Here is a 22928-nt window from a genome sequence, read left to right as displayed (position 1 = left end):
TAAAGGAGACTTATATATGTCACATGATTCCTATTATTTAGGCGTTGATATCGGAACAACCAGCACAAAATCTGTATTATTCGGTGAAGCAGGCAAAGTAATCAGCATGCATCATGTTGAATATCCTCTTTACAGTCCAGCACCTGCGATTGCAGAACAAGATCCTGAAGAAATATTTCAAGCGGTCAAAGAAACAATGAAAACTGCTTTAAAAAAGGGAAATATAAATAATCAAAAATTAAAGCTTGTTTCTTTCAGTTCTGCCATGCATAGTGTAATCGCATTAGATGAAAAAGGAAAACCGCTGACTCGCTGTATCACTTGGGCAGATTCTAGGGCCAGCGAATGGGCAACTAAAATAAAAAAAGAATATAACGGCATGGAAATTTACAGAAAAACAGGAACACCAATCCACCCAATGGCACCGCTTTCTAAAATAGCGTGGCTGCGCACTGATTTTCCAGAGATTTTCGCTAAAACGAAAAAGTTTATTGGAATTAAAGAATATATTTTCTATAAGTTTTTTGATGAATATGTAATGGACCACTCTATTGCATCGGCAACTGGAATGTTTAATCTTTTTGAATTAGATTGGGACAAAGAAGCGTTAGAAGTTGCAGGAATATCGAAGGAGCAATTGCCTACACCAGTCCCGACTACTTATTATTTGCAGAATCTAAAAGAAGAGCATGCGAGTGAATTGGGAATTTTGCCGACTACTCCTTTTGTTGTTGGAGCAAGCGATGGTGTATTATCCAATTTAGGCGTCAATGCTATTGATCCTGGAGTTGTTGCTGTGACAATTGGTACAAGCGGCGCCATTCGCACGGTAACAGATAAGCCTGTAACAGACCCAAAAGGGAGAATTTTCTGTTATGCTTTAACAGAAAATCATTGGGTAGTAGGCGGTCCTGTCAATAATGGAGGAATGACTTTCAGATGGGTGCGAGATGAGTTGGCATCTTCTGAAGTAGAAACGGCTAAACGCCTTGGCATTGATCCATACGAAGTATTAACAAAAATCGCATCACGAGTCTCACCTGGCTGTGATGGCCTTCTTTTCCATCCTTATTTAGCTGGTGAAAGAGCGCCACTTTGGAATGCAAATGCAAGAGGTTCTTTTTTCGGGCTAGGTTTGCATCATAAAAAAGAACATATGGTTAGAGCCGTGCTAGAAGGTGTTATCCTAAACCTTTATACAGTTATGCTTGCATTGCAGGAAGTAATTGGAGAGCCTAAACAAATTCAGGCAACAGGAGGATTTGCCCGCTCTGCATTATGGCGTCAAATGATGGCAGATATATTCGACCAAGAAGTAACAGTTCCAGAAAGCTTTGAAAGCTCTTGTTTAGGTGCCATTGTGTTGGGAATGTACGCACTTGGAGAAATTAAAGACTTCTCTATCATGCAAGAATTAGTTGGAAGCACCCATTCCCACGAGCCAATTAAAGAAAATGTTGACATATATCAAGACTTAACATCTATTTATATTCGCATTTCTCGTTTATTGGAAAATGAATATGATCAAATTGCAGACTTTCAGAAAAAATGGGTAAAATAAAATCCGTTGCTATAAAGAAACGTAGGAGCCGTCTGATAAGTCCTTAATATAAAGCCAGTGGAAAAAACGAGTTTTTCCACTGGCTTTTGTTCTGATTTTTCACTGAGAGCAGCTGGCGGATGCCTACTACTTTCAGAATGTTATTGCTAATGCCCCCTCAAAACTCTCCATATGCTTGATCCAGTCCCCGCAATCAAAACATTTGGAATGACTAATTATTCTTAATATGATTGAACTTACTTTCTACTCCAACTTTATATCGTGAATAGCAAGAAGACTGTTTGGGAAGCTTGGTGTCACCTCTATTATTTATCTATATTTTAAAGCCTGAATGTTTGAAATTCTATACTTAACAGGTGGAAGATAGATTGATTAGAGTGAAAGGGGTAACACTCCTACGGGATGTCCGAGCCCCTGCTAGAGCACCCTGCAGAGCGAAGCGACAAAGCGGCTCGGCGCTCGCCCTATGGAAATCAACCTCCCATTTAAAAGAAAAAAAATAAATAAAAAAATGTAAACAAACTTCCTTTTTAAGGAGAATTTGTCTACATTCTGAATCATCCTATTATTCAATAATTACATATCATCGATATGCCTAAGCATTTTCCACACTATGCCCACCAAATTCATTTCGCAGGGATGCTACAACTTTTCCTGCAAATGTATCTTCTTCCAATGAACGATAGCGCATCATTAAAGATAATGCCGTTACCGGAATAGCTGCCTGCAGATCCAAAGCCGTCTCCACTGTCCATTTTCCTTCACCAGACGAATGCATAACCCCTTTAATACCCTCTAAGTTAGGATCTTTAGAAAATGCATTTTCTGTAAGTTCCATTAGCCATGATCGAATAACAGACCCATTATTCCATACTCGTGCAACACTTTCGTTATCAAAATTGTATTCGCTCTTTTGCAGCAGTTCAAACCCCTCTGCAATTGCTTGCATCATACCGTATTCTACACCATTATGAACCATTTTCAAAAAGTGCCCGCTTCCACTTTCACCTGCAAACATATAGCCTTTGTCGACACATAAATCTTTAAATAACTGCTCAATTGACTGAAAGATTTCTTTATTTCCACCAATCATCATGCATGCACCATTTCTAGCTCCGCTTGTTCCTCCGCTAGTGCCGACATCTAAAAAGTGAATGTCCTTTTCCCCAAGTTCCTTTGCTCGCTGCTTCGAATCTTTATAATGAGAATTTCCGCCCTCGATAATAGTGTCTCCTGCTGATAAAACTCCCTTTAATTCTTTAATGACACCTGTTGTTATCTCCCCTGCTGGAACCATAACCCATATTACTTTCGGACTTGGCAATGCTTCTACAAGTTCTGCAATTGAATAAGCGCCATTTGCCCCTTCTTTTTTTATTTCATCTACAGCGCTTACATTTACATCAAAAGCTGTTACACTATACTTATGGTCCAATAAATTCATTGCTAAATTATAACCCATTTTTCCAAGGCCGATTAATCCAATATTCATAGTTGATACTCCCTTTGAAAATTTATTTCATTTCTTATTATTATTATACGAAATTTTTTTCGTAAAATAAACCTTTTTGAAAAATATTTTTTCAAAAGAAACTATGCTATACTTTTTATATTACAATCGAAAGGATAGAATACTATGGCGCAAAATTGTATAGGTAAAATTCGTTCCTATTATGCGAGATTAAGTGAAAAAGAAAAGAAGATTGCCGATTATATTCTAGATAATCCAGAAAAAATTATTCATTCTACCATTAATGAATTAGCAGAGGATTTAAATGTGGCAGACGCAACAGTTTTTCGCTTTTGCAAACGGATTGGCTTTAAAGGCTATCAAGCAATGAAAATTGCCCTTGCCTCTGAAATCATTAAGCCCATTCAACAAATTCATGAAGAAATTTCAGAACATGATACAGTAAAAACTGTTACAGAAAAAGTTTTTAAATCAAATGTACAAACATTAGATAACACCCTACAAATTCTCAATGAATCATCTATTCAAAAAGCAGTTGATTTACTGAGAAATGCAAAACGAGTAGAGTTTTATGGCACAGGGGGTTCTGCTGTTATCGCGATGGATGCATTTCATAAATTTGTACGCACAGGAATAAAAGCGTTTACATTTATTGACTCTCACTTTCAGCTTATGTCTGCTTCTCAATTGTCTGAAACTGATATTGCAGTGGTTATTTCACACTCTGGAACTAACAAAGACACGTTGAATATATTAAAAACCGCAAAAGCCAATGGAGCTAAAACAATCAGCATTACTGGTTATCCAAAATCACCCATTGCGCAGATTGCTGATGTTGCGCTATTTACTAGTTCAGAAGAAACAGAGTACCGTTCTGAAGCATTATCCTCTAGAATTGCCCAACTTAGCTTAATAGATGCACTATATGTTAATATGATGATATTAAATAAAGAGACAGCTAATAGATCCCTTGATAAAATACGGAGTGCCATATCCGATACAAGAATGTAATATAGCTTACTTAAAGATCTTACTCTACCATTTGAGAAGATCTTTTTGTATTCCAATTTATATAATATAAAAAGGTGCGCTATTCTAGAATAGTTCCCCAATTTTATAAAGGAGAAAACTAATTCTTTTAATAGCGCACCTTTTTAACAAGTGCTTAAATAAATAAATCTAAAAGTAAAACGCCGCCAAATGCTACAAACGATAATACTGTTTCTAAAACAGTCCATGTTTTAAATGTTTCTTCTACAGATAATCCTAGATACTCTTTTACCATCCAGAATCCTGCATCATTTACATGGGAGAACATTAATGATCCAGCGCCTGTTGCAAGAACTAACAATTCTAAATTAACCCCAGACATATGCTCAATAATTGGTGAAACAATTCCCGCAGCCGTTGTCAATGCTACCGTTGCAGATCCAGTTGCGATGCGAATTAATCCAGCAATTAAAAAAGCTAAAACAATTGGTGATAAAGATAAGCTTTCTGACATATTCCCGATTGTTGCACCTACACCACTGTCAATTAATACCTGTTTAAATGCTCCGCCTGCTCCAATGATTAATACAATGGAACCAACAGGCAAAATGCAGTCTTCAGTAAACTTTTTAATTTTATCTTTATCCATTCCTTGACGGAATCCAAGGAAATAAAAAGCGAAGAATACAGCAATCAATAAAGAAACTAATGGGCTGCCGATAAAAGCCAATGCGCTTCTAACATCGCCTGAGAAAAATTTCATATATGGAGCAGCAGTTCCAATAATCATTAAAATAACAGGCAATAGAATAGCTAAAAATGAAAGTCCTGTATTTGGCAATTCAGATTCCTTTTTTTGCTCTACCTTAATTAAATCAGGCTCATCCTTTGGAACTACTCGTTTGTTTATCCATTTCGCAAATAACGGTCCGCCAATAATGCCTGCAGGCAACGCAATAATTAATGAATATAATAGCACTTTTCCTAAGTTTGCTCCGTAAATGCCAATTGCAGCAATTGCTCCGGGATGCGGCGGCACAAGACCATGTACGATGGAAAGTCCAGCAATACCTGGAAGAGCGATCAATAATATATTTTTTTTCGTTGCTTTTTGAATAGAAATAACAAGCGGCAATAAAATTAAAATACCAACTTCAAAAAATACAGGTATTCCAATGATAAATCCTGAAAAAAACATCGCCCACGGCAGCTTCTTCTCACCGAAAGCCTTTACAAAAAAGTTTGCAATTTGTAGGCCTGCTCCAGATTCAGACAACATTTTTCCGAGAATTGTACCAAGAGCAAGAATTCCGACTAAATGCCCTAAAACACCGCCAACCCCGGTTTCATAAGCACCTACAATTTTATCCCACGATAGACCTGCAAATATAGCTAAAAATAAACTCGCAACTGTTAAACTAATAAATGCATGCCACTTAAACAAGGAAACTCCTAAAATGACAAGAATAATAGAAAGCAGTGTGATGATTAATAAATAGGCATCCATAAAACTACCACCTTTGTCCATTTGTATATCAAATATATTTTGTAAGCATTTTCATTTGATAATTGTATTATACGAAAAAATTTTTCTCAAATCAACTATAAATAAAAAAAATTTTTATTTCATTATATTCCATTTTTTAAGATTTTACATTTCTTACATATAGCTTATCTGCTTCTTTTCTTGGATTTTACCTTATTTTCCTGCACATCTTAATTTCTTAATCCAATTTTCATTTTTATTTCATTTTTATTTCATGTTGCCTCCTTATTATTAATCCGAAGAAAATGGAACCATTTTCTGATCAGGCTAAAGGACGATTTTCCCACGATAGTTCGTATACGAATATTTTACCCTCGAACTAACCATATTAATTTCTAAAGGAGACGTGATATGAGAGACGCTTTAAATAATGAACTTCTACGTTCGTATGCGAATATTAATAAGGCTTATTTTCAGCTTCTTAAAATAGATGCAGAAAGAATGGGAATAACAGTCGTCCAATTAAAAACAATGTATCGAATATCGGCTCATCCTAATACTGGATTAGGAGAACTTGCAGAAATTCTGCGATTGACAAAAAGCACAGTTAGTGGCGTCATTGATCGCCTTGTACATCAAGGTTTAGTCGAACGGACCATTCAATCAACTGACCGCCGTGCGATTAATCTCAAACTGACTGAAAAAGGGCAAAAAACTTTAAAGCAGCTATTTGAAGGAAAATCTATTGTATCCGAAAAAACGCATGAAATAATGAATATGCGAAAAGAAGATATAAATAAACTTTTATCTTTAAACAATCAAATCTTATCTATTTTAACCGCTAGGGAGGACATTTATTAATGAATGCAAAACGCATGATACTAATTAACATCATTTTACTAATTGTATTAGTTGGTGGTGGCTTTACAGGATATTATTTCTATGACAAATCGGTTTCTTATATTTCTACAGATAATGCACAAATTGCCGGACAACAAATCAACATTGCTGCACCAGCTTCCGGAAAATTAACAGCATGGGATGGAAACGTTGGGGATCATTTCAACAAAAATGACAAAATTGGAACAATTAAAGTAACAACAGAAACAGGTACAGTTGATATGGGTGTGGCTGTTCCTGCTAACAGCACTATCGTTCAATCAAGTGCAGTGGAAAATTCTTATGTAGCAGCAGGAACAGCTCTTGCAAAAAGCTATGATATGAGCAATCTTTGGGTTACAGCAAATGTTGACGAAACAGATCTTAATGATGTAAAGGTTGGCCAAGATGTGGACTTATATGTAGATGCATATCCTGATACAACTTTAACTGGTAAAGTTGATTCATTAGGTCTAGCAACATCTGCAACATTTTCTCTTCTTCCAACAAGCAATAGTTCTGGAAACTATACGAAAGAAACACAAGTTATCCCTGTTAAAATCTCCATTGATAATTACGGTGGTTTAGATCTAGTGCCTGGTATGAATGTAACTGTGCGAATCCATAAGTAGGTGATGACATGACCATATATATCGCAAGTTATGCTGTAATTAGTGTTTTATTATTAATTGTAGTGAACTACATGATTCGAAAAAGAAATAGACGCACCGCATTCGATTCAGCTCAGCCCAGTATAGTCAAAGAGGAATGGCCAAATAACGACACAGCAGAACCTGAGTCCATTCAATCAATGGATGATACAATTAAAGAAACAATGCAGACATCTGCCATAACAGAACCTGCATTAGAATATGTCAGTGATCCTAGTGATGCGGAAGAAGAAAAAATAAATACCGCTTCTGCTAAGCAAAAAGAACGAAAAGATTTCAGCATGGATTTTGAGGGCGGCCGCGGCAAAATTATTGCAGCAGTAATGCTTGGCGCTTTTGTAGCTATTCTTAATCAAACCTTATTAAATGTAGCTATTCCTCATATTATGAATGATTTGGGTGTATCAACAAGTACCGTTCAGTGGCTGTCTACTGGCTATATGCTGACAAATGGCATCTTCATTCCCATTACACCATTTCTAATAAACAAGTTAGGAACAAGAAAACTCTTAATCTTGGCTATGACTGCCTTTACAATTGGCTCTTTAGTATGTTCCATTTCAACGGGATTTTCTATGCTGATGATTGGCCGCATTATTCAAGCAGCAGGAGCAGGCGTTATTATGCCACTATTAATGACTGTTTTTTTAACTATCTTTCCTCCAGAAAAAAGAGGGACAGCAATGGGTATCATGGGAGTAGCAATGATTTTTGCGCCCGCAATCGGCCCAACATTATCTGGTTGGCTAATTGGCCATTATTCATGGAGAGTCTTATTTGATATTGTTATTCCATTTGGAATAATTGATATTATCATTGCTGTTCTTTGGATGAAAAATGTTACAAAAATCACCAATCCTAAATTTGATACTTTGGGGTTTATCACCTCTACTATCGGATTAGGTTTCCTGCTTTATGGATTCAGTGAAGCAGGAAATGATGGGTGGGACAGCAAAACAGTTGTTATCTCCCTTCTTATAGGGATTGTATTTTTAGTTTTATTTGTCTGGAGAGAGTTCAATACAGACACACCAATGCTGGATTTGCGTGTATTTAAATACGATATTTATGCTTTAACGACTGTTGTAAGCATGGTTGTAAATATGGCGATGTTTGCTGGGATGCTATTGCTTCCTATCTATTTGCAGAACATCAGAGGATTTACAGCACTTCAGTCCGGTTTATTAATGCTGCCTGGTGCAGTAATTATGGGGATTATGTCTCCTATTGCTGGTAAATTGTTTGATAAAATGGGGGCTAGACCACTTGCAATCTTTGGTCTGATTATTACGGTTCTGACAACATGGGGCTTTACACAATTAACCATGCAAACAACTTATGCCCATATTATGATGCTGTATATTTTCCGGATGTTCGGCATGTCCTTTATTATGATGACTGTTATGACAGAAGGCATGAATCAGCTGCCTCTCCACTTAACAAGTCATGGAACAGCTGCTTCTAATACAGCAAGAACAGTTGCTGGAAGTATCGGAACTGCATTTTTGGTTACGGTAATGACCAATCGGACTCAATTTCATACAGCCAACTATCATAATATTATTACAAGCGATAATCCTTATATTGCGGAAAAAATGGCACAGCTTGGCCAAGGATTTGCTGCACTTGCAGGTCTGCCAGCAAGCTCAGGCAATGCATTAGCTATCTCCACTATTTATGGAAAAGCTGCACAACAGTCTACCATTAATGGCATAAATGATGCATTTATTGTCGCAACAGGAATAACAGTAGTTGCTTTGATATTAGCTTTTTTCATTAGAAGATCTGCTACTGCAAAAACAACTAAATAAACCTAAACGCTCTTTTTAACTATAATAGTTATAAAAGAGCGTTTTTTTATGCTAAAACGCCTCTATTCTATGCATTGCACCACTCATTTGGAACAAAACGAAAAAGAGATTCACAATTTGTTCAAAAAAATATGGCTTGTTTGTGAAATAAATCACAATTTTATTTTATTTTCTTCTTTTTTTGTTATATTTAACTTGTAATCATCATTTACCATACCTTTTAAAAAGGAGAGATATTTTATGTTCATTTCTTTTATTAGAGAAAATAAAATTGCCGCAGGGATTTTAACGCTTCTTCGCTTGTATCTAGGCTATTCTTGGCTTACTTCTGGCTGGGGAAAATTAACGGGGGGCAGCTTTGATGCTGGAGGATTTTTGGCCAATGCAGTGAATAATCCTGTGAAAGGTCCTGATGGCACTGCAGTATATAGCTGGTACACTACTTTTCTTGATAGCTTTGCACTTCCAAATGTAGAACTTTTTAATACCCTTATTCCTATAGGTGAAGTATTAGTTGGATTAGGACTAATACTCGGATGTTTAACAACTGCCGCTGCTTTTTTTGGATGTTTAATGAATTTCTCCTTTCTGCTTGCTGGCACCATTTCTCACAATCCAACAGATATTTTACTAAGCACTATTCTCCTAACCGCTGGCCTAAATGCAGGATATTATGGATTAGATAGATGGGTCATTCCTTATGTACGAAAAACTATGGGCAAACGTTCTTCTGATAAAATAACGAATACTCCTTTATAAAGCGAAACTTCATCAGTCATTTCACTTCGAATCCCTTCGATGAGGCCAAAAGCCCATTAATACGTAAAAAACGAACACTCAGTAAAGCCACTGAGTGTTCGTTTTTGATGGCTAGTTCCTTATCATTGTAAATGCCCTAATTCTCATCACTCTCAACTAAGTGCTTTAGCATGGATAATTTATTTCCCCAGAAACGTTCATAATATGAAATCCATTCTTTTATATCCGCCAATGGTTCAGGAGAAAGTGTATAAAGCTTTTCCCGCCCGTTTTTTTGCGAAGTGACAAGTTTTGCTTCTGATAAAATATGCAGATGTTTAACAATTGCTGTTCGGCTTATTGGAAATTGTTTCGCGATATCTGTAATCGCCAAATCTTGTTTTGCTAATAATTCCATTACCTTTCTTCTTGTCGGGTCTGCTATCGCCTGATAAACATCATGTTTTTTTGCTGTATTATCCATTGCTCTCTATAGCCGCTTTCAACCTAGCAGCAATCTGCTCCCATCCCCCATTCATGCGATTGCGGATAACAGAAACTTTCTCATTCGCTTTTGCAACAATTGTATTAGACTCTTTCCATCCTCCATGAATAACAGTGAACTCGGTGCTATCGTTTTCCAATTCTTTTAATAAAAAAGACACAATCCAGCCATCCAGATCCCAAGCAAAGGTTAATTTTTTCGGTGGATCTACTTCTATTACTTTACAAGGGGACGGCCCAAATGGACCATGCAAATGAAATTTATACCCTTCTTCCAGCTGAAAGTCATTTGGCATAAACCATGCTGCTATCCCTTCAGATGTTGCAACTTTTTTCCATACCTTGTCTATTGATGCATTTATTACTATCTTCTGAACAATATCCTGTGCTTTTACACTCAAAACAAACACCTACTCTTTTTTAATATAACACCTTTTGGTTACATTTATTATAACACCTTTTTGTGTTATATCAAATTTTTATTCTTCCTAATTTCCTTAATATCATTATTCATAGAAGACAAGTTGATTTGCAAGCAAACTTCTCTGGCAATCAATCAACCTCTGATTGCTGCTTCCTTTAAATAAAAGCGCTAAATCTCTTTTTTGCAAAATAAATGGACCATCGACTAATATATCTATTGCAGAACAAAACTCCATAAATTTTGCCCCATGTAGTTTCACCAGATTCTCCCATGTATATCCTGTATAGCACCAGATATTTTTTCCACCTTGCTTTAATTTTTTTGCCAAAACAATAAGTTCATCTAATTGGATAAGCGGCTCTCCCCCGCTGAATGTAATATTTGTTAATGTATTCATCATCAGTTCTTCATAAATGTCATCCACCGAACGACTTGTACCAATGTTTTCATCCCAGCTTTTAGGATTATGGCAGCCAAAGCAATGATGAGGGCAGCCAGCAAAAAAGACCGTGCTTCTTAAGCCTGGACCATCTACAATACTATCATGAATAATCGTTATTACTTTCATTGATGTTTCACTCGTTCCCGCTCTTCTGCACGTTTTGCTGTATTCCATTTATCCAATGATCCAACAAGATATCCGGTAATTCTGCGGATTCTTTCTATATTCCGTTCATTTTTTTCCCCGCAGCTTGGGCAATCCTTATTAATAATTCCAGAATATCCGCATGATAGACATCGATCAACTGGGTGATTAATGCTTCCATAACCAATGCCCGCTTCCTTCATTGCACAAACAATCGTTTTTACAGCGTCTATATTTTTGCTTGCATCTCCATCCAACTCTACATATGTTATATGTCCTCCATCTGTTAATTCATGGAAGGCAGCCTCTTTTTGAATTTTTTCCAATGCTTTAATAGGATAGTAGACAGGAATATGAAAACTATTTGTAAAATACTCTCGATCTGTTATTCCTTTTATATAGCCATGCTTCTTTTGTGTCACTCGCAGCGCTTTTCCAGCAAATGATTCTGCAGGTGTCGCAATCAAAGAATAGTTTAGTCCATACTCTATTGTTGCTTCATCGGCATATGCTTTCATCTTTTTGACTATCTGAACCCCTAACTCATATGCATCCATGCTTTCCCCATGATGTACACCTAATAAAGCTACCAAACATTCTGCTAAACCGACAAATCCAATCGATAATGTGCCTTGTTTTAATGTTTCTGCTAAATGATCATCAAATTTTAACTTTTCTCCATCTGCCCATACTCCTTGTGTGTAAAGAAACTTAAAATTTGCTGCCTTTTTTGTGCTTTGATATCTATATCGCTCCCATAGTTGTCTAACCGCAACTTGGCAGTACTTCTGCAAATCAATAAAAAACTGTTCAATAGAACCTGCTTCTAATGCAAGCAAAGGCAAATTAATGCTTGTAAAAGATAAATTCCCTCTCCCTACTGCTTGTTCTTTTCCATGAATATTTCCCATTACTCTTGTTCTGCATCCCATCGTAGCTATTTCCGATTGTGGAGTGCCATCATAATATTTGGCATTAAACGCGGCATCCAAAAAAACAAAATTAGGAAAAAGTCTTTTGCTGGTTGTTTCAAGAGCCAAATCAAATAGATCATAGTTTGGGTCCTGTGGTGCATAATTAATGCCTTCCTTTACTTTAAATACAACAATTGGAAAAATTGGCGTCTCTCCTTTTCCCAATCCTGCTTGTACAGCTTTTAATAAGCATCTTGTGAGCATTGTTCCCTCTTTTGAAGTATCTGTTCCTAAATTAACAGACACAAAAGGAGTTTGCCCCCCGCCCCGGGAGTTCATGCTATTGCAATTATGAATAAAAGCTTCACACGCTTGAAATGTGTCTCTTTTTGTCCATTCCCATGCCTGCTTTTCTAATTCCTCTTTTACCTCTATAAGATTTTGCAAATTCATTCGATGTTTTTCATATGTCTTTTTTATATATGGAGCCAAATCGTAATCTAGCATAGGAATTGCTTGTCCCCCATGCTGCTGGTTTTGATTTGCCTGCAAAATGATGGATGTTAGCGCCATTGCACTCATAATGCTATTTGGCTCTCGCATATATCCATGTCCTGTATTAAATCCATCTTCTAGTAGTTTTCCCAAAGGAATCTGGCAGCAAGTAGTTGTGCCAGAAGAATAAAAATCGAGATCATGTATATGTATATATCCCTCTTTATAGGCAGTTTTTGCTTCCTCAGACAGAAGGTTTTCAATCGTATAATGTTTTGACGAAGAAGAAGCAAAATGCATCATATGCCCCATTGGAGAGAGGCCATCCACATTCGCATTCTCCTGAATATAGTCTGGATTATCACTCTTCATAATCTCTTCAAATTCCCTAATAAGTCCTGTATAATTAGTCACTTTTTACCCCTCCATATTTTTTTCCCTAATGACATTATAAAGGAAGACGACACGATAAATACTATATATTGTGCATTTTTCATTAAATGTACACAATATATAGAAAAAAACTGAACTTTTATCTAAGTTCAGTTTCTTTTCCTTGATTATGATTTAAGAGATAAACTTTTTTTGTTCTGACTCAATTTCTCCCCTTTTTTTATAAGCAAACTACTCGCCAATGCAACAATACTAATCCATAAATGTCCAGTTATAATTCCTATAATTAATATTAGCAGCGTAAGGAATAAACCCAAATTCCATAATAGTGAATTTTTTTCCATCTTTATTCCTCCGTATTATAAGAATATCATCTGGTTCTAACCGACAAAATTTTGCTTGTGACATTAGTGTAGGAGTCATAATCCAATGTTCCTCACTTACTTTCGCTGTGATATTTCCCCCAGCGGCATTTGTGATAAACCGATCAAACATCATTTGTGTTACTTCACAAAGATTCTGTCTTTCTTTCATGTAGATTATATAACTCCTATCATATTGCCAAAACCAAAAATATGAATACGTTTACATCACAATATTTACTCTATAATATGTATACTGTTGGGATGAAAATATTCTATTCTTATACTTTTCCATTCTATAAAGTGTCCACTCAAGAACTCCTATTTATATAATAGAACTTTCTAAAGGCGAATCTTGACAGCCTTTTAAAAATTTTTATGCATTTTAACTTTTGAGTTCTTATTATCTAGCGCATGCAATATAATTAGAGGCTATCCCTAGATCTCCCCTAATTCAAATTCATCAATAAATACTCGATATTCAGTTAATGGCAGTGACTATGTTAAACTAAAAAAAACAAAGGATAACTAAGGAGGTTTTTTTATGAAAACTTCAAAAAGCACTATTCAAGAATTGATTTTTAAAAGCAAGGAATTACAGGAAGAAGTGACATTGCTTGTATACCTTCCTCCCGCCTACTCTCCACTATACAAATACAATGTTCTGATTGCCCAAGATGGGAAAGACTATTTTCAATTTGGTCGAATTGGAAGAGCTTCAGATGAACTGCATACAGCAAATAAAATGGAAAATACTATTATTGTTGGTATTCCATATAAAAGTGTGCATGATAGATGGGAAAAATATCATCCAAAAGGCAGCCAAAATAAAGCATATATCCGCTTTTTAGCACATGAGCTTGTTCCATATATAGATGAAAATTTCCCAACACTATCTATGGGGCTTAGCAGAGGTTTAATCGGCGACTCATTAGGTGCGACCGTATCGCTTATGACAGCTCTGCAATACCCCCATACATTTGGAAAAGTAATGCTTCAATCACCATTAGTAAATAATGATGTTTTGGCAATGGTCCGCGGCTTTAAACACTTTCATCTTCTTGAAATATTCCATACTATAGGAAAAGAAGAAACAGCGGTAAAAACAACAGCACAAACAATTGAAGATTTTTTAACGCCAAATCAAGAGCTGGCTGATTATTTGACTCGTACAAATGCCGATTATTTTTATGAAGAATTTAATGGAGATCATACGTGGAAATATTGGCAGCCTTATGTAAAAACAATGCTTGAAGCAATGTACACATAAATGCACTTGCTATTTTATGTTTTCACGATAAAAATGGTATAAATATTAAACTAAATTTTCATTATTTTGTTATAATATCTTACATAGTAGCTGACAGGTTGTAATGCTATAAATTGTCTTTTGTTTATCTAATCCTTTACGCTTCATCAAAAAAATGGAGGTTATAAATATGAAATACGGTATTGCTATTTTTCCAGGAAAAGAGTTGCAAGATTTAGCTAATTCTTTACGAAAACGGTTTGATCCTAAGTATGCATTAATTCCCCCACATATTACACTTGTAAGTGATTTTGAAGCCAATAATAAGGAAATCAAAGAAATCACTAAAAAGTTAGAGCAAGTAGCCAGCCATTTTCAGTGTATTGACTTGAAAATAAAAAAAATAAGCACCTTTCAGCCTGTAAATAATGTTGTTTATTTAAAAATTGAGCCTAATGCTGATTTAGCAGATTTGCATACAGAGCTTTTTAGTACACTTCATTTAGAAAAGCCAACTCATGCTTTTGTCCCTCATATCACACTGGGTCAAGAGTTATCCCATGACCAGCATTTGGATATGTACAGCAGTTTGCGTATGCGAAAGTTTAACTATGAAGAAACAGCAGACCGATTTCATTTATTGTACGAATTAGAGAACGGTTCTTGGACTGTTTTTGAAACATTTCGTTTAGGAAAGGATAAGTGAAATATACATGGAAGTTAATATCGTAAAAACTGAAAAAGAATTGGAAGATGCCTTTTCCATTCGCCGGACTGTTTTTGTTGATGAACAGCACGTCCCTTTGGAAGAAGAAATGGACCATTTTGAAAAGGAGAGCACCCATTTTGTTTTATATGATAATAAAAAGCCAGTTGGCGCAGGCCGCTATCGCTTAATCGACCATTATGGCAAAGTGGAGAGAATTTGTATCCTTAAAGAAAACCGCAAAGGCGGCGCTGGAAAAAAACTAATGGATGCCATTGAAGCCTATGCTCTTTCTTGTCGCGTGCCTGCGCTGAAATTGAATGCGCAAACCCAAGCCATTCCCTTTTATGAAAAGCTTGGATATAAAGCCGTCTCAGAAGAATTTTTAGATGCCGGCATTCCCCACAAAACAATGACAAAAATATTCAATTATTAATAACCGAAAAAGAGGAGCTGTCCAATACATAAATTGTTTGCTATGGACAGCTTCTTTATCTTCCCTGCACTTTCCTTTTACTCATCCTTCCCTTCTTTTTAGCAATTGGATAGATAAATCAGTCCTTCCGCTATTTTCTCCCTAATAAAGTTAAACTAGCAATCAAAATTTTACGGGCAAGTTTCTTTCTATCTAAATTTCTCGCTTTCATTTATCATCTCTTAGGCGGAGATCAAAAGCCTGGATGCGTGATAAATTTTTTCCATATGTAACCCCATCTTTTTTCGTTTAAATTTTCGCCATTTGCCTAAAATGGTAGAGAAGGGGGGATTGACCTGAACTTTTTTCATATTTTTACGGAACTATTGATTGGTTTTATCGCTTTGCTGTTTTTGACAAAAGTATTAGGAAAAACAGAGATTACTCAAATAACTACTTTTGATTTCGTATCGGTATTGGTTCTTGGTGAACTGGTGGGAAATGCGTTATATGATGATAAAATTGGCATTCCTGAAATTTTATCTGCTGTTGGCGTATGGGGATTTCTTATTTATCTAACAGAACTTTTAACGCAAAAATTCCGTTCATCCCGATCGCTTTTAGAAGGAAAGCCAGCCATTATTATAAACAAAGGTAAAATCGACTATAATGAAGTTAAAAAAAATCGCTTAGACTTAAATCAATTGCAGCATCTTTTGCGTGCTAAAGATATATTTTCGTTCAGTGAGTGTTATTATGCTATTTTAGAAACAGACGGTACGATCAGTGCAATGAAGAAGCAAATGTTTTCAACTCCTACAAAACAAGATTTAAACCTTCCCTTGCAGCATACAGCCTTGCCGATCAGCGTGATAATGGATGGAGAAATTATACAGGAGAACTTGCCTTTTGCCCAATATGATAAGGATAAATTAAGTCAAGAGCTCAAGCGTTTAGGTATAGCTTCACATAAAGAGGTCCTTTATGCGGAATGGCAAGAAAATATGCCTTTGTATATACAAAAATATGAAGAAAACACGTAATATACCTATTGGATCTCATTTTCTAAAAAGTGAGTTCCTTTTTTTAAACAAACAGATCGATATGCGTCCCTTTTCCTGTTGCTTTCGCTATTAATTCCTGCACTTCTTTATTTTTGGCTGTCTCTCGCTTTTCTTTTGATTCCTCTTTTTGCAAATATTCCTCGCCTGTTTGCATGCTTGTTCTCTTCTCCAAAGAATCAGGTATAGGAAATAGCCGAAAAACCTCCTGCTGTTTATAGGGATTCGTTTTTCTGCCGATGTCACGTAATGTATATTGCTCATATTGATAATTATTTACTGGAAGAATATAGCCCATCCTTTTTCCCCCTTGACATATAGTTTCAACTATCTTTTACATATAATCTTGTCTTTATGGATACTGTTAACTATTTATTAATATTTTCCACTATAGGAATAGGTTTAAACCTTGGGCACTCTTTCTTCTCTCCTATGATTTTGATATGATAGAATGTATTCCTTGCTTTTTTCGATAGCCTATAAACGTTATAAAACAATAGATTTGAGGTTAGATATGTTATCTGCTTTTTACGTAAATACACTTATTCATTTACATTCCATTAATAGAGAAAATCTACAGAAAATATATGAAGATGGAAAAAAAGGGCTGCTTGCATGCCCAGCCTGCGGGGAAGCAGTAAGGCTTTACTTAGGAATAAAAGACATTCCCCATTTCTATCATTATTCCAAGAAGGTAGATTGCAAGGAAGATGCTGCAACCTTAAGCAGCGAAACAGCTGCTGCCATAGAATATGAAGAAAGAAATGGATTTAGAATTCCTAAATCACGCGCCATCATAAATGAATCAGCTAGAACAGAATATAAAAAAACAAAACAATTAACCGTACAGGCTAATTTTCAGCCAACTGCAGCAAAACCTTCTTTCAAAGAAAATTACCTTCACAAGCTTTTTAAGTCAGGAATAGCTTTAGATTCATCCCAAGCAGACGCTGTTTCTTTAGATGCTGGCCATGCATTAGTTATTGCAGGGGCAGGAAGCGGTAAAACTCGTGTATTAACAGCAAGAGCTGCTTATTTAATACATGAAAAACATGCTGAACCTTCATCGGTTATGCTTGTTACCTTTACTAATAAAGCTGCGGCAGAATTAAAGGAGCGTTTGCTGAAATATCCAAATATGTCCCGTTCAGTCGTCAATAAAATAGTAACAGGCACTTTTCACCGCATTCTCTATCAAATTTTACTGTTTCATCAGCCAGATAAATGGCCGCGGCAAAATTTAATCAGCAAAGATTGGCAAAAAGAAGCTTTGTTAAAAGAAGGAGCCCACCAATTAAAATTGGATACAAAGGAATTCCCTTATGATGGGGCTATACAGCAAATTGGAGCCTGGAAAAACTCGATGCTTTTTCCAAACAATATTACTGCATCCAGCGATTGGGAAGAAGCTATACTCCTTCTGTATAAATGGTACGAAGAAAAAAAACACGAACGCAATCTTTATGACTTTGATGATATGCTTCTTGGCGGATATTATTATTTTCTAGAAAATCCTTCTATATTGGAAATCTACCAAAATCGCTTCCGCCATATTTTATTAGATGAATTTCAGGATATTAATAAAGTTCAATATGAATGGGTAAAGTTGATTGCTGCTAAGGCAGAAAGCATTTATGCAGTTGGGGATGATGATCAGTCTATTTATGCATTTCGCGGCAGCGATCCTAAATACCTTCTAGATTTTGAAAAAGATTTTGAAAATGCCAAAATCATTATTCTGGATCATAATTATCGCTCAGCACATGAAATTGTCGCCACTGCTAATGCAGTCGTCAGCAAAAATAAAAAAAGACGCACAAAAAAAATGATTGCGGCCTTTACAGGCGAGGCCCCTTTTCTTTTCTACCCTTATGATGAAGAGGAAGAGGCAACAATGATTGTCACAGATATGCTGGAGAAAATCAGTCAAGGATATAAACCAAAGGATTTCGCCATTCTTTATCGAACGAATACAAGCAGCCGAGCTATTTTTGAACGTCTGACATCTTCCAGTCTGCCTTTTAAATTAGAAGCTGACAGTGGATCCTTTTATAGTCGTTTTATTGTTAAAAGCATGCTTGGATATTTAAAACTAATTATTCATCCTGATCATGGAGAAGCAATCAAAGACGTCTTTCCATCTCTTTTTCTAAAAAAGTCAATTCTCCAAGATATAAAGGCTGCTAGCATATTAGAGGACTGCACTCTATTAGAAGCAGTGGCAAAAGTGAAAACAGGTTTTGCCTTCCAAGAAGCAAAACTAAAAAAAATCCCTGCTGTTCTTGCTTCTTTAAAACAAAAGCAAGCAGTGGATGCCATCTCTGTTATTGAAAAGGAACTGGGCTTTCAAGAGTTTATAAAAAAACGGGGAAATGAAGGAAATCAGTGGGATAAAGGTTCTGATGATATTCGTGATTTAAAAGTGGTGGCAAAAAGATTCGCTTCTATTATCGATTTTATCGGACATACAGATCATATGACTGCAATGAACGCAGAAATGAAAAAACAATATATGCATACAGATAATACGATTACATTAAGTACCATACACCGGGCAAAAGGCTTAGAGTATAAAACAGTTTATATTCTAGGGGCAGTGGATGGTTCTATCCCTCATGATTATGCATTAGAGGCACAAAGAAATAACGATACTTTTCCCCTTGAAGAGGAACGGCGTCTTCTGTATGTTGCCATGACAAGAGCACAAAAAGAGCTATTCGTTTCTGTTCCTATGCAAAACAAAGGAAAAAAAGCGAAAATATCTCGCTTCTTAAATTTCTTATAAGATTCATCATTCTGTTTCCTTATGATAGGCTATGTTAAAGCTTATTGTTGATTTAGAGACACATTTTATTGCTTGGAGTGCCTAGGTGAGACTCCTGCTTAGAGAAGCGAGTCAAAAGAAAATCCGCAAATGCACGTGTAAGCTACTGAAAAAGTTAAATTACTGGATGGGACTATTTTGAAATTGGCCCTTAATCAATAAATGAATCGTTTTTTTGAGTGTTACCATTCGCTTTCCAAAGAGGGCAAATAGATGCATATTCAAACAATAGTGAAATTTCCTTTAATGTCCCTTCCATCATATATTTCAACAGCCTCCGCGAACGCCTCTCACTCCAATCACAAGGCAAGTTTAACAGGGCTTTAAGATCAAACAATAAAAATGGGTTCTCTTTGAGCGACCCATTTTTATTACGCATTAACGAGCTTTTGATCCCCATCTAAGAAAATGATAAAAGAAAACAGGTGGGAAGAAACTAGTCCGTAAAAGCCCGATTTATTCAACTATCAATCTATGGAGGATGGAAAACCCCAAGGATTGAAGTTTCACTTTATTGTTTTATCCAAATAGAATTAAGAGTTGTCTCATTATTTTTTGTTAATCATTTTAGACAATGTATTAAAATCTAATTGTTTGCCGTCTGCGACAATAGATTTAACAATTTTATCTTCTGTTTCTTTCGGCACTGATTTTCCAGCAATTTGGGAAACTTTGCGGATTACGCCTCTTACTGTTTTTTCATCTTTAAAATTAGCATTCTGCAGGGAATTTGCCAGTTCAAAAATATCCTTCATATTCACACCAGTTTTAGACTCTATATTTTTAAAGAAGTTGTTGTTCATATTCGTATATTCCTCCTTCTTAAGCTATTTTACATAGTATGAGAATTAAGAAAAAAGGTGAGCAGAAAGCAAAAAATCCACCATGAACCTACACTTCGGTTTAATTTGCGACTATTTTGCAACAATTAGCTAGCAGCCAAGATTTTAAATAATAACAAAAACCACGAAGAAAATTTTCCTCGTGGATTAGAGTATAATCTTTTATTAGTTATAGAAGCTAGCACCAACAATAACTAAAAGGATAAATAAAACTACGATTAAAGCAAAAGAGGACACACCATAACCACCGCCGTTACCACCATAACCATATCCGCCGTAACACATTATATCTTCACCTCACTTATGCCGTTTTCCTTAATAGCATATGGCTTATCTCCTATAATGTATAGGCAAGCTACCAGTAATAAATAGAATGTACGATTGTCTATGTCTTAGGCTCGGTTTTTGCATCATCATAAAAATCAAAAGTTAAGGTTCCATTATGGTCTACTTGTGCAAGAAACACTTCTTCTAATAGCAGACCTCTTTTTTTTAATGCATTTTCTACCCATTTTTTGCTTAAATTGCATTTATTCATAGCTTTATCATTTAGTTTTCCATCCATTATAATAGAATAAACCTCCTTTTCAACAGGAGGAGCATCTATCATATCTTCCACTAAAAGTGGCTGTTTCGATTTTTTGAGAAGCACACTTAATTCTCCATTAGCTTCAAGTGTTGCAAATTCAATATCTTCCACCCGAAAAATATTTTTAGTTCGAAGCTGCTCTAATAATTCGTCTAAACTATATTTCTCTTTCCTCAAATGCTCTTCTATCAAATTGCCGTCCTTGATAAAAATCGTAGGTGTACCTTCAACAAAGTCACGAAATCTTTTGCTTCTTAAGGAAAAAAAGCCTATAATTAGCGGAATAGCTGTCCATACAATAATAGAAATGACCCCTTCCTTCATATTTAATGCAGAATCCATTGAAATGCTGCCAGCAATATCTCCAACTGTAATTCCGACAATATATTCAAAAAAGGATAATTTGGACAACTGTTTTTTTCCAAGAAGTTTGGTAATAAAAAACAGGCTGACGATAACTAACAGGGCTCGAATAATTGTATGAACGGTTTCAGACATAAGATGCGCTCTCCTAAATTAGTTTATTATCCCTTTGGCTTAAATAGCAATGCACCTATAAAACCGAATATAATAGCAGCTGAAATTCCTGAACTTGTCACTTCAAACATTCCCGTTAAAACACCAACTAAACCATGTGTTTCAGCTTCTTGCATAGCCCCGTGCACAAGAGCATTTCCAAAGCTTGTGATTGGAATTGTCGCACCCGCTCCAGCAAAATCTGCAAAAGGTTCATATAAATTAAAACCATCCAAAATAGCTCCTGCAACGACTAAGGTAGATAATGTATGAGCTGGAGTAAGTTTAGCCACATCAAACATGAGCTGTCCAATTACACAGATGATTCCACCAATAATAAACGCCCAAAAAAACATGGGGAGCATACTTTATTCCTCCTTTTTATTTTTTACTGATCATAGAAATGATTAGGGCCATTTTTTACCCTCCGTTTATTTCAATCGATACTGCATGAGCTATACATGGAATCGATTCATTTTGCTGTACCGTTAATGGCGACAATAAAGCGCCTGTTGCCACAAGTAATATCTTCTTATATTTTCCTTTTTTCATTTCATTTAATAAATGACCATATAATACAGTTGCAGAACAGCCAGCTCCACTTCCTCCTGATTGAACAGGCTGATTTTCTTTATATAGAAGGAGTCCGCAATCTTTAAATTTATCTGGATTAATGTCCCACCCACTGTTTGTAAGCAAAGCAATGGCTGTTTCACGACCAATCTTCCCTAAATCGCCTGTGACAATTAAATCATAATAAGAAGCATCTCTTTTTAAATCATTAAAATGTGCGGAAATCGTATCAGCGGCGGCAGGTGCCATTGCTCCTCCCATATTAAAGGGATCAGAGAGGCCCATATCCATTACCTTTCCGATGGTTGCTGATGTAGTATAAGGTAGATTTAGCTGATTATTATTGGCAGCCAATAAGGCAACTCCTGCCCCTGTCACAGTCCATTGAGCAGTAGGAGGCTTCTGTCCCCCATATTCTGTTGGGTAGCGAAACTGCTTTTCCACTGCAGCATTATGGCTAGAAGCGCCTGTTAAAATTTTTGTCGCACCTTGGTAATTGATGAGAAAAGAGGCTAAAGCTAATCCTTCCATAGAAGTAGAGCATGCACCAAACAAACCAAAATAGGGAATCTTTAAATCCCTTGCTGCAAAACTTGTTGGAGTAATTTGATTGATTAAATCACCCGCTATAAAAAACTGTGTATCTTCTGGTTTTATTTCACTTTTCTGTAACGCAGTTTGAGCCGCTTCCTCCAATAATAAACGATGCGCTTGTTCATAAGAATCTTTTCCCATCCATAAATCATCATGAAGAATGTCAAAATCATCGGACAAATAGCCATTTGCTTCAAATGGGCCGCCAGAAACGCCTGTTGACAAAATAACTGGATGATTAGGAAAAATCCATGATTGTTTTCCCTTCAGCACT

24 protein-coding genes are annotated in these 22928 nt (G+C 36.0%); 11 read left to right on the top strand and 13 right to left on the bottom strand.

Annotated features, from left to right (window positions below; all coding sequences use genetic code 11):
* Positions 1–16 precede the first annotated feature (16 nt).
* On the top strand, positions 17–1561 hold the full coding sequence (gene gntK, locus NCCP28_RS06195; RefSeq protein WP_248560534.1) for a gluconokinase: 1545 nt from the start codon (positions 17–19) through the stop codon (positions 1559–1561).
* Positions 1562–2156: 595 nt separating this feature from the next.
* Here the strand turns inward: gntK and gnd are convergent.
* A complete protein-coding gene (gene gnd, locus NCCP28_RS06190) occupies positions 2157–3053 on the bottom strand; it encodes a phosphogluconate dehydrogenase (NAD(+)-dependent, decarboxylating) (protein ID WP_248560533.1) in 897 nt (298 codons plus the stop codon).
* 144 nt (positions 3054–3197) lie between these two features.
* Between gnd and NCCP28_RS06185 the strand changes: the two genes are divergently transcribed.
* Positions 3198–4043, top strand: a complete 846-nt coding sequence (locus tag NCCP28_RS06185; RefSeq protein ID WP_248560532.1) for a MurR/RpiR family transcriptional regulator — start codon at positions 3198–3200, stop codon at positions 4041–4043.
* A gap of 154 nt (positions 4044–4197) precedes the next feature.
* Here the strand turns inward: NCCP28_RS06185 and NCCP28_RS06180 are convergent, their stop codons facing one another.
* A complete protein-coding gene (locus NCCP28_RS06180; protein WP_248560531.1) occupies positions 4198–5529 on the bottom strand; it encodes a GntT/GntP/DsdX family permease in 1332 nt (443 codons plus the stop codon).
* Between the two features lie 390 nt (positions 5530–5919).
* Here NCCP28_RS06180 and NCCP28_RS06175 point away from each other — a divergent pair, with 390 nt between their 5' ends.
* From NCCP28_RS06175 to NCCP28_RS06160, 4 genes are all read left to right on the top strand, one after another.
* The gene (locus NCCP28_RS06175; RefSeq protein WP_248560530.1) at positions 5920–6369 is read left to right on the top strand and encodes a MarR family winged helix-turn-helix transcriptional regulator; all 450 of its coding nucleotides are present in this window, start codon (positions 5920–5922) and stop codon (positions 6367–6369) included.
* Positions 6369–7019, top strand: coding sequence for an HlyD family secretion protein (locus tag NCCP28_RS06170; protein WP_248560529.1), 651 nt, complete (start codon positions 6369–6371; stop codon positions 7017–7019). Before NCCP28_RS06175 ends, NCCP28_RS06170 begins: the two co-directional genes overlap by 1 nt.
* Before the next feature lie 8 nt (positions 7020–7027).
* The gene (locus NCCP28_RS06165) at positions 7028–8869 is read left to right on the top strand and encodes a DHA2 family efflux MFS transporter permease subunit (RefSeq protein ID WP_248560528.1); all 1842 of its coding nucleotides are present in this window, start codon (positions 7028–7030) and stop codon (positions 8867–8869) included.
* A 240-nt stretch (positions 8870–9109) separates the two neighbouring features.
* Positions 9110–9628 carry a DoxX family protein gene (locus tag NCCP28_RS06160; RefSeq protein ID WP_248560527.1) on the top strand — a complete coding sequence of 173 codons (519 nt, stop codon included), beginning with the start codon at positions 9110–9112 and terminating at the stop codon, positions 9626–9628.
* A 136-nt stretch (positions 9629–9764) separates the two neighbouring features.
* Here the strand turns inward: NCCP28_RS06160 and NCCP28_RS06155 are convergent, their stop codons facing one another.
* From NCCP28_RS06155 to NCCP28_RS06135, 5 genes are all read right to left on the bottom strand, one after another.
* The gene (locus tag NCCP28_RS06155) at positions 9765–10091 is read right to left on the bottom strand and encodes an ArsR/SmtB family transcription factor (RefSeq protein WP_248560526.1); all 327 of its coding nucleotides are present in this window, start codon (positions 10089–10091) and stop codon (positions 9765–9767) included.
* Positions 10084–10512 carry an SRPBCC family protein gene (locus tag NCCP28_RS06150; RefSeq protein WP_248560525.1) on the bottom strand — a complete coding sequence of 143 codons (429 nt, stop codon included), beginning with the start codon at positions 10510–10512 and terminating at the stop codon, positions 10084–10086. Before NCCP28_RS06150 ends, NCCP28_RS06155 begins: the two co-directional genes overlap by 8 nt.
* 105 nt (positions 10513–10617) lie before the next feature.
* The gene (nrdG, locus tag NCCP28_RS06145; RefSeq protein WP_248560524.1) at positions 10618–11103 is read right to left on the bottom strand and encodes an anaerobic ribonucleoside-triphosphate reductase activating protein; all 486 of its coding nucleotides are present in this window, start codon (positions 11101–11103) and stop codon (positions 10618–10620) included.
* Positions 11100–12902 carry an anaerobic ribonucleoside triphosphate reductase gene (locus NCCP28_RS06140; RefSeq protein WP_248561104.1) on the bottom strand — a complete coding sequence of 601 codons (1803 nt, stop codon included), beginning with the start codon at positions 12900–12902 and terminating at the stop codon, positions 11100–11102. Before NCCP28_RS06140 ends, nrdG begins: the two co-directional genes overlap by 4 nt.
* 273 nt (positions 12903–13175) lie before the next feature.
* The gene (locus tag NCCP28_RS06135) at positions 13176–13457 is read right to left on the bottom strand and encodes a class II aldolase/adducin family protein (protein WP_248560523.1); all 282 of its coding nucleotides are present in this window, start codon (positions 13455–13457) and stop codon (positions 13176–13178) included.
* A 372-nt stretch (positions 13458–13829) separates the two neighbouring features.
* Between NCCP28_RS06135 and NCCP28_RS06130 the strand changes: the two genes are divergently transcribed.
* The 4 genes from NCCP28_RS06130 (at position 13830) to NCCP28_RS06115 (ending at position 16698) form a co-directional block, all read left to right on the top strand.
* On the top strand, positions 13830–14555 hold the full coding sequence (locus NCCP28_RS06130) for an alpha/beta hydrolase (protein ID WP_248560522.1): 726 nt from the start codon (positions 13830–13832) through the stop codon (positions 14553–14555).
* Between the two features lie 169 nt (positions 14556–14724).
* A complete protein-coding gene (locus NCCP28_RS06125) occupies positions 14725–15240 on the top strand; it encodes a 2'-5' RNA ligase family protein (protein WP_248560521.1) in 516 nt (171 codons plus the stop codon).
* A 7-nt stretch (positions 15241–15247) separates the two neighbouring features.
* Positions 15248–15676, top strand: a complete 429-nt coding sequence (locus NCCP28_RS06120) for a GNAT family N-acetyltransferase (protein ID WP_248560520.1) — start codon at positions 15248–15250, stop codon at positions 15674–15676.
* Between the two features lie 329 nt (positions 15677–16005).
* Positions 16006–16698, top strand: coding sequence for a DUF421 domain-containing protein (locus tag NCCP28_RS06115; protein ID WP_375709378.1), 693 nt, complete (start codon positions 16006–16008; stop codon positions 16696–16698).
* Between the two features lie 43 nt (positions 16699–16741).
* On the opposite strand, the gene NCCP28_RS06110 is transcribed toward NCCP28_RS06115, so the two are convergent.
* Positions 16742–17014: a hypothetical protein gene (locus NCCP28_RS06110; protein ID WP_248560519.1), complete on the bottom strand. Its 273-nt coding sequence runs from the start codon at positions 17012–17014 to the stop codon at positions 16742–16744.
* Positions 17015–17230: 216 nt separating this feature from the next.
* Between NCCP28_RS06110 and NCCP28_RS06105 the strand changes: the two genes are divergently transcribed.
* Positions 17231–19501 carry a UvrD-helicase domain-containing protein gene (locus NCCP28_RS06105; protein ID WP_248560518.1) on the top strand — a complete coding sequence of 757 codons (2271 nt, stop codon included), beginning with the start codon at positions 17231–17233 and terminating at the stop codon, positions 19499–19501.
* A 587-nt stretch (positions 19502–20088) separates the two neighbouring features.
* Here NCCP28_RS06105 and spoVIF read toward each other — a convergent pair.
* The 5 genes from spoVIF to spoVAD form a co-directional block, all read right to left on the bottom strand.
* Positions 20089–20343, bottom strand: a complete 255-nt coding sequence (spoVIF, locus tag NCCP28_RS06100; protein WP_248560517.1) for a sporulation-specific transcription regulator SpoVIF — start codon at positions 20341–20343, stop codon at positions 20089–20091.
* A 204-nt stretch (positions 20344–20547) separates the two neighbouring features.
* Positions 20548–20667 carry a YjcZ family sporulation protein gene (locus tag NCCP28_RS06095; RefSeq protein ID WP_248560516.1) on the bottom strand — a complete coding sequence of 40 codons (120 nt, stop codon included), beginning with the start codon at positions 20665–20667 and terminating at the stop codon, positions 20548–20550.
* A 100-nt stretch (positions 20668–20767) separates the two neighbouring features.
* Positions 20768–21469, bottom strand: a complete 702-nt coding sequence (locus NCCP28_RS06090; protein WP_248560515.1) for a DUF421 domain-containing protein — start codon at positions 21467–21469, stop codon at positions 20768–20770.
* Between the two features lie 26 nt (positions 21470–21495).
* Complete coding sequence (gene spoVAE, locus NCCP28_RS06085; protein WP_248560514.1) at positions 21496–21852, bottom strand: stage V sporulation protein AE; 357 nt, start codon at positions 21850–21852, stop codon at positions 21496–21498.
* A 55-nt stretch (positions 21853–21907) separates the two neighbouring features.
* On the bottom strand, positions 21908–22927 hold the full coding sequence (gene spoVAD / locus NCCP28_RS06080; RefSeq protein WP_248560513.1) for a stage V sporulation protein AD: 1020 nt from the start codon (positions 22925–22927) through the stop codon (positions 21908–21910).
* Between the last annotated feature and the right edge of the window lies 1 nt (position 22928).

Origin of the sequence: Niallia sp. NCCP-28 (genome assembly GCF_023168165.1) — a bacterium.
Lineage (GTDB): Bacteria > Bacillota > Bacilli > Bacillales > Cytobacillaceae > Niallia.
The sequence above is the reverse complement of the archived record's forward strand: the minus strand, read 5'-3'. Positions and strand labels throughout refer to the sequence as shown.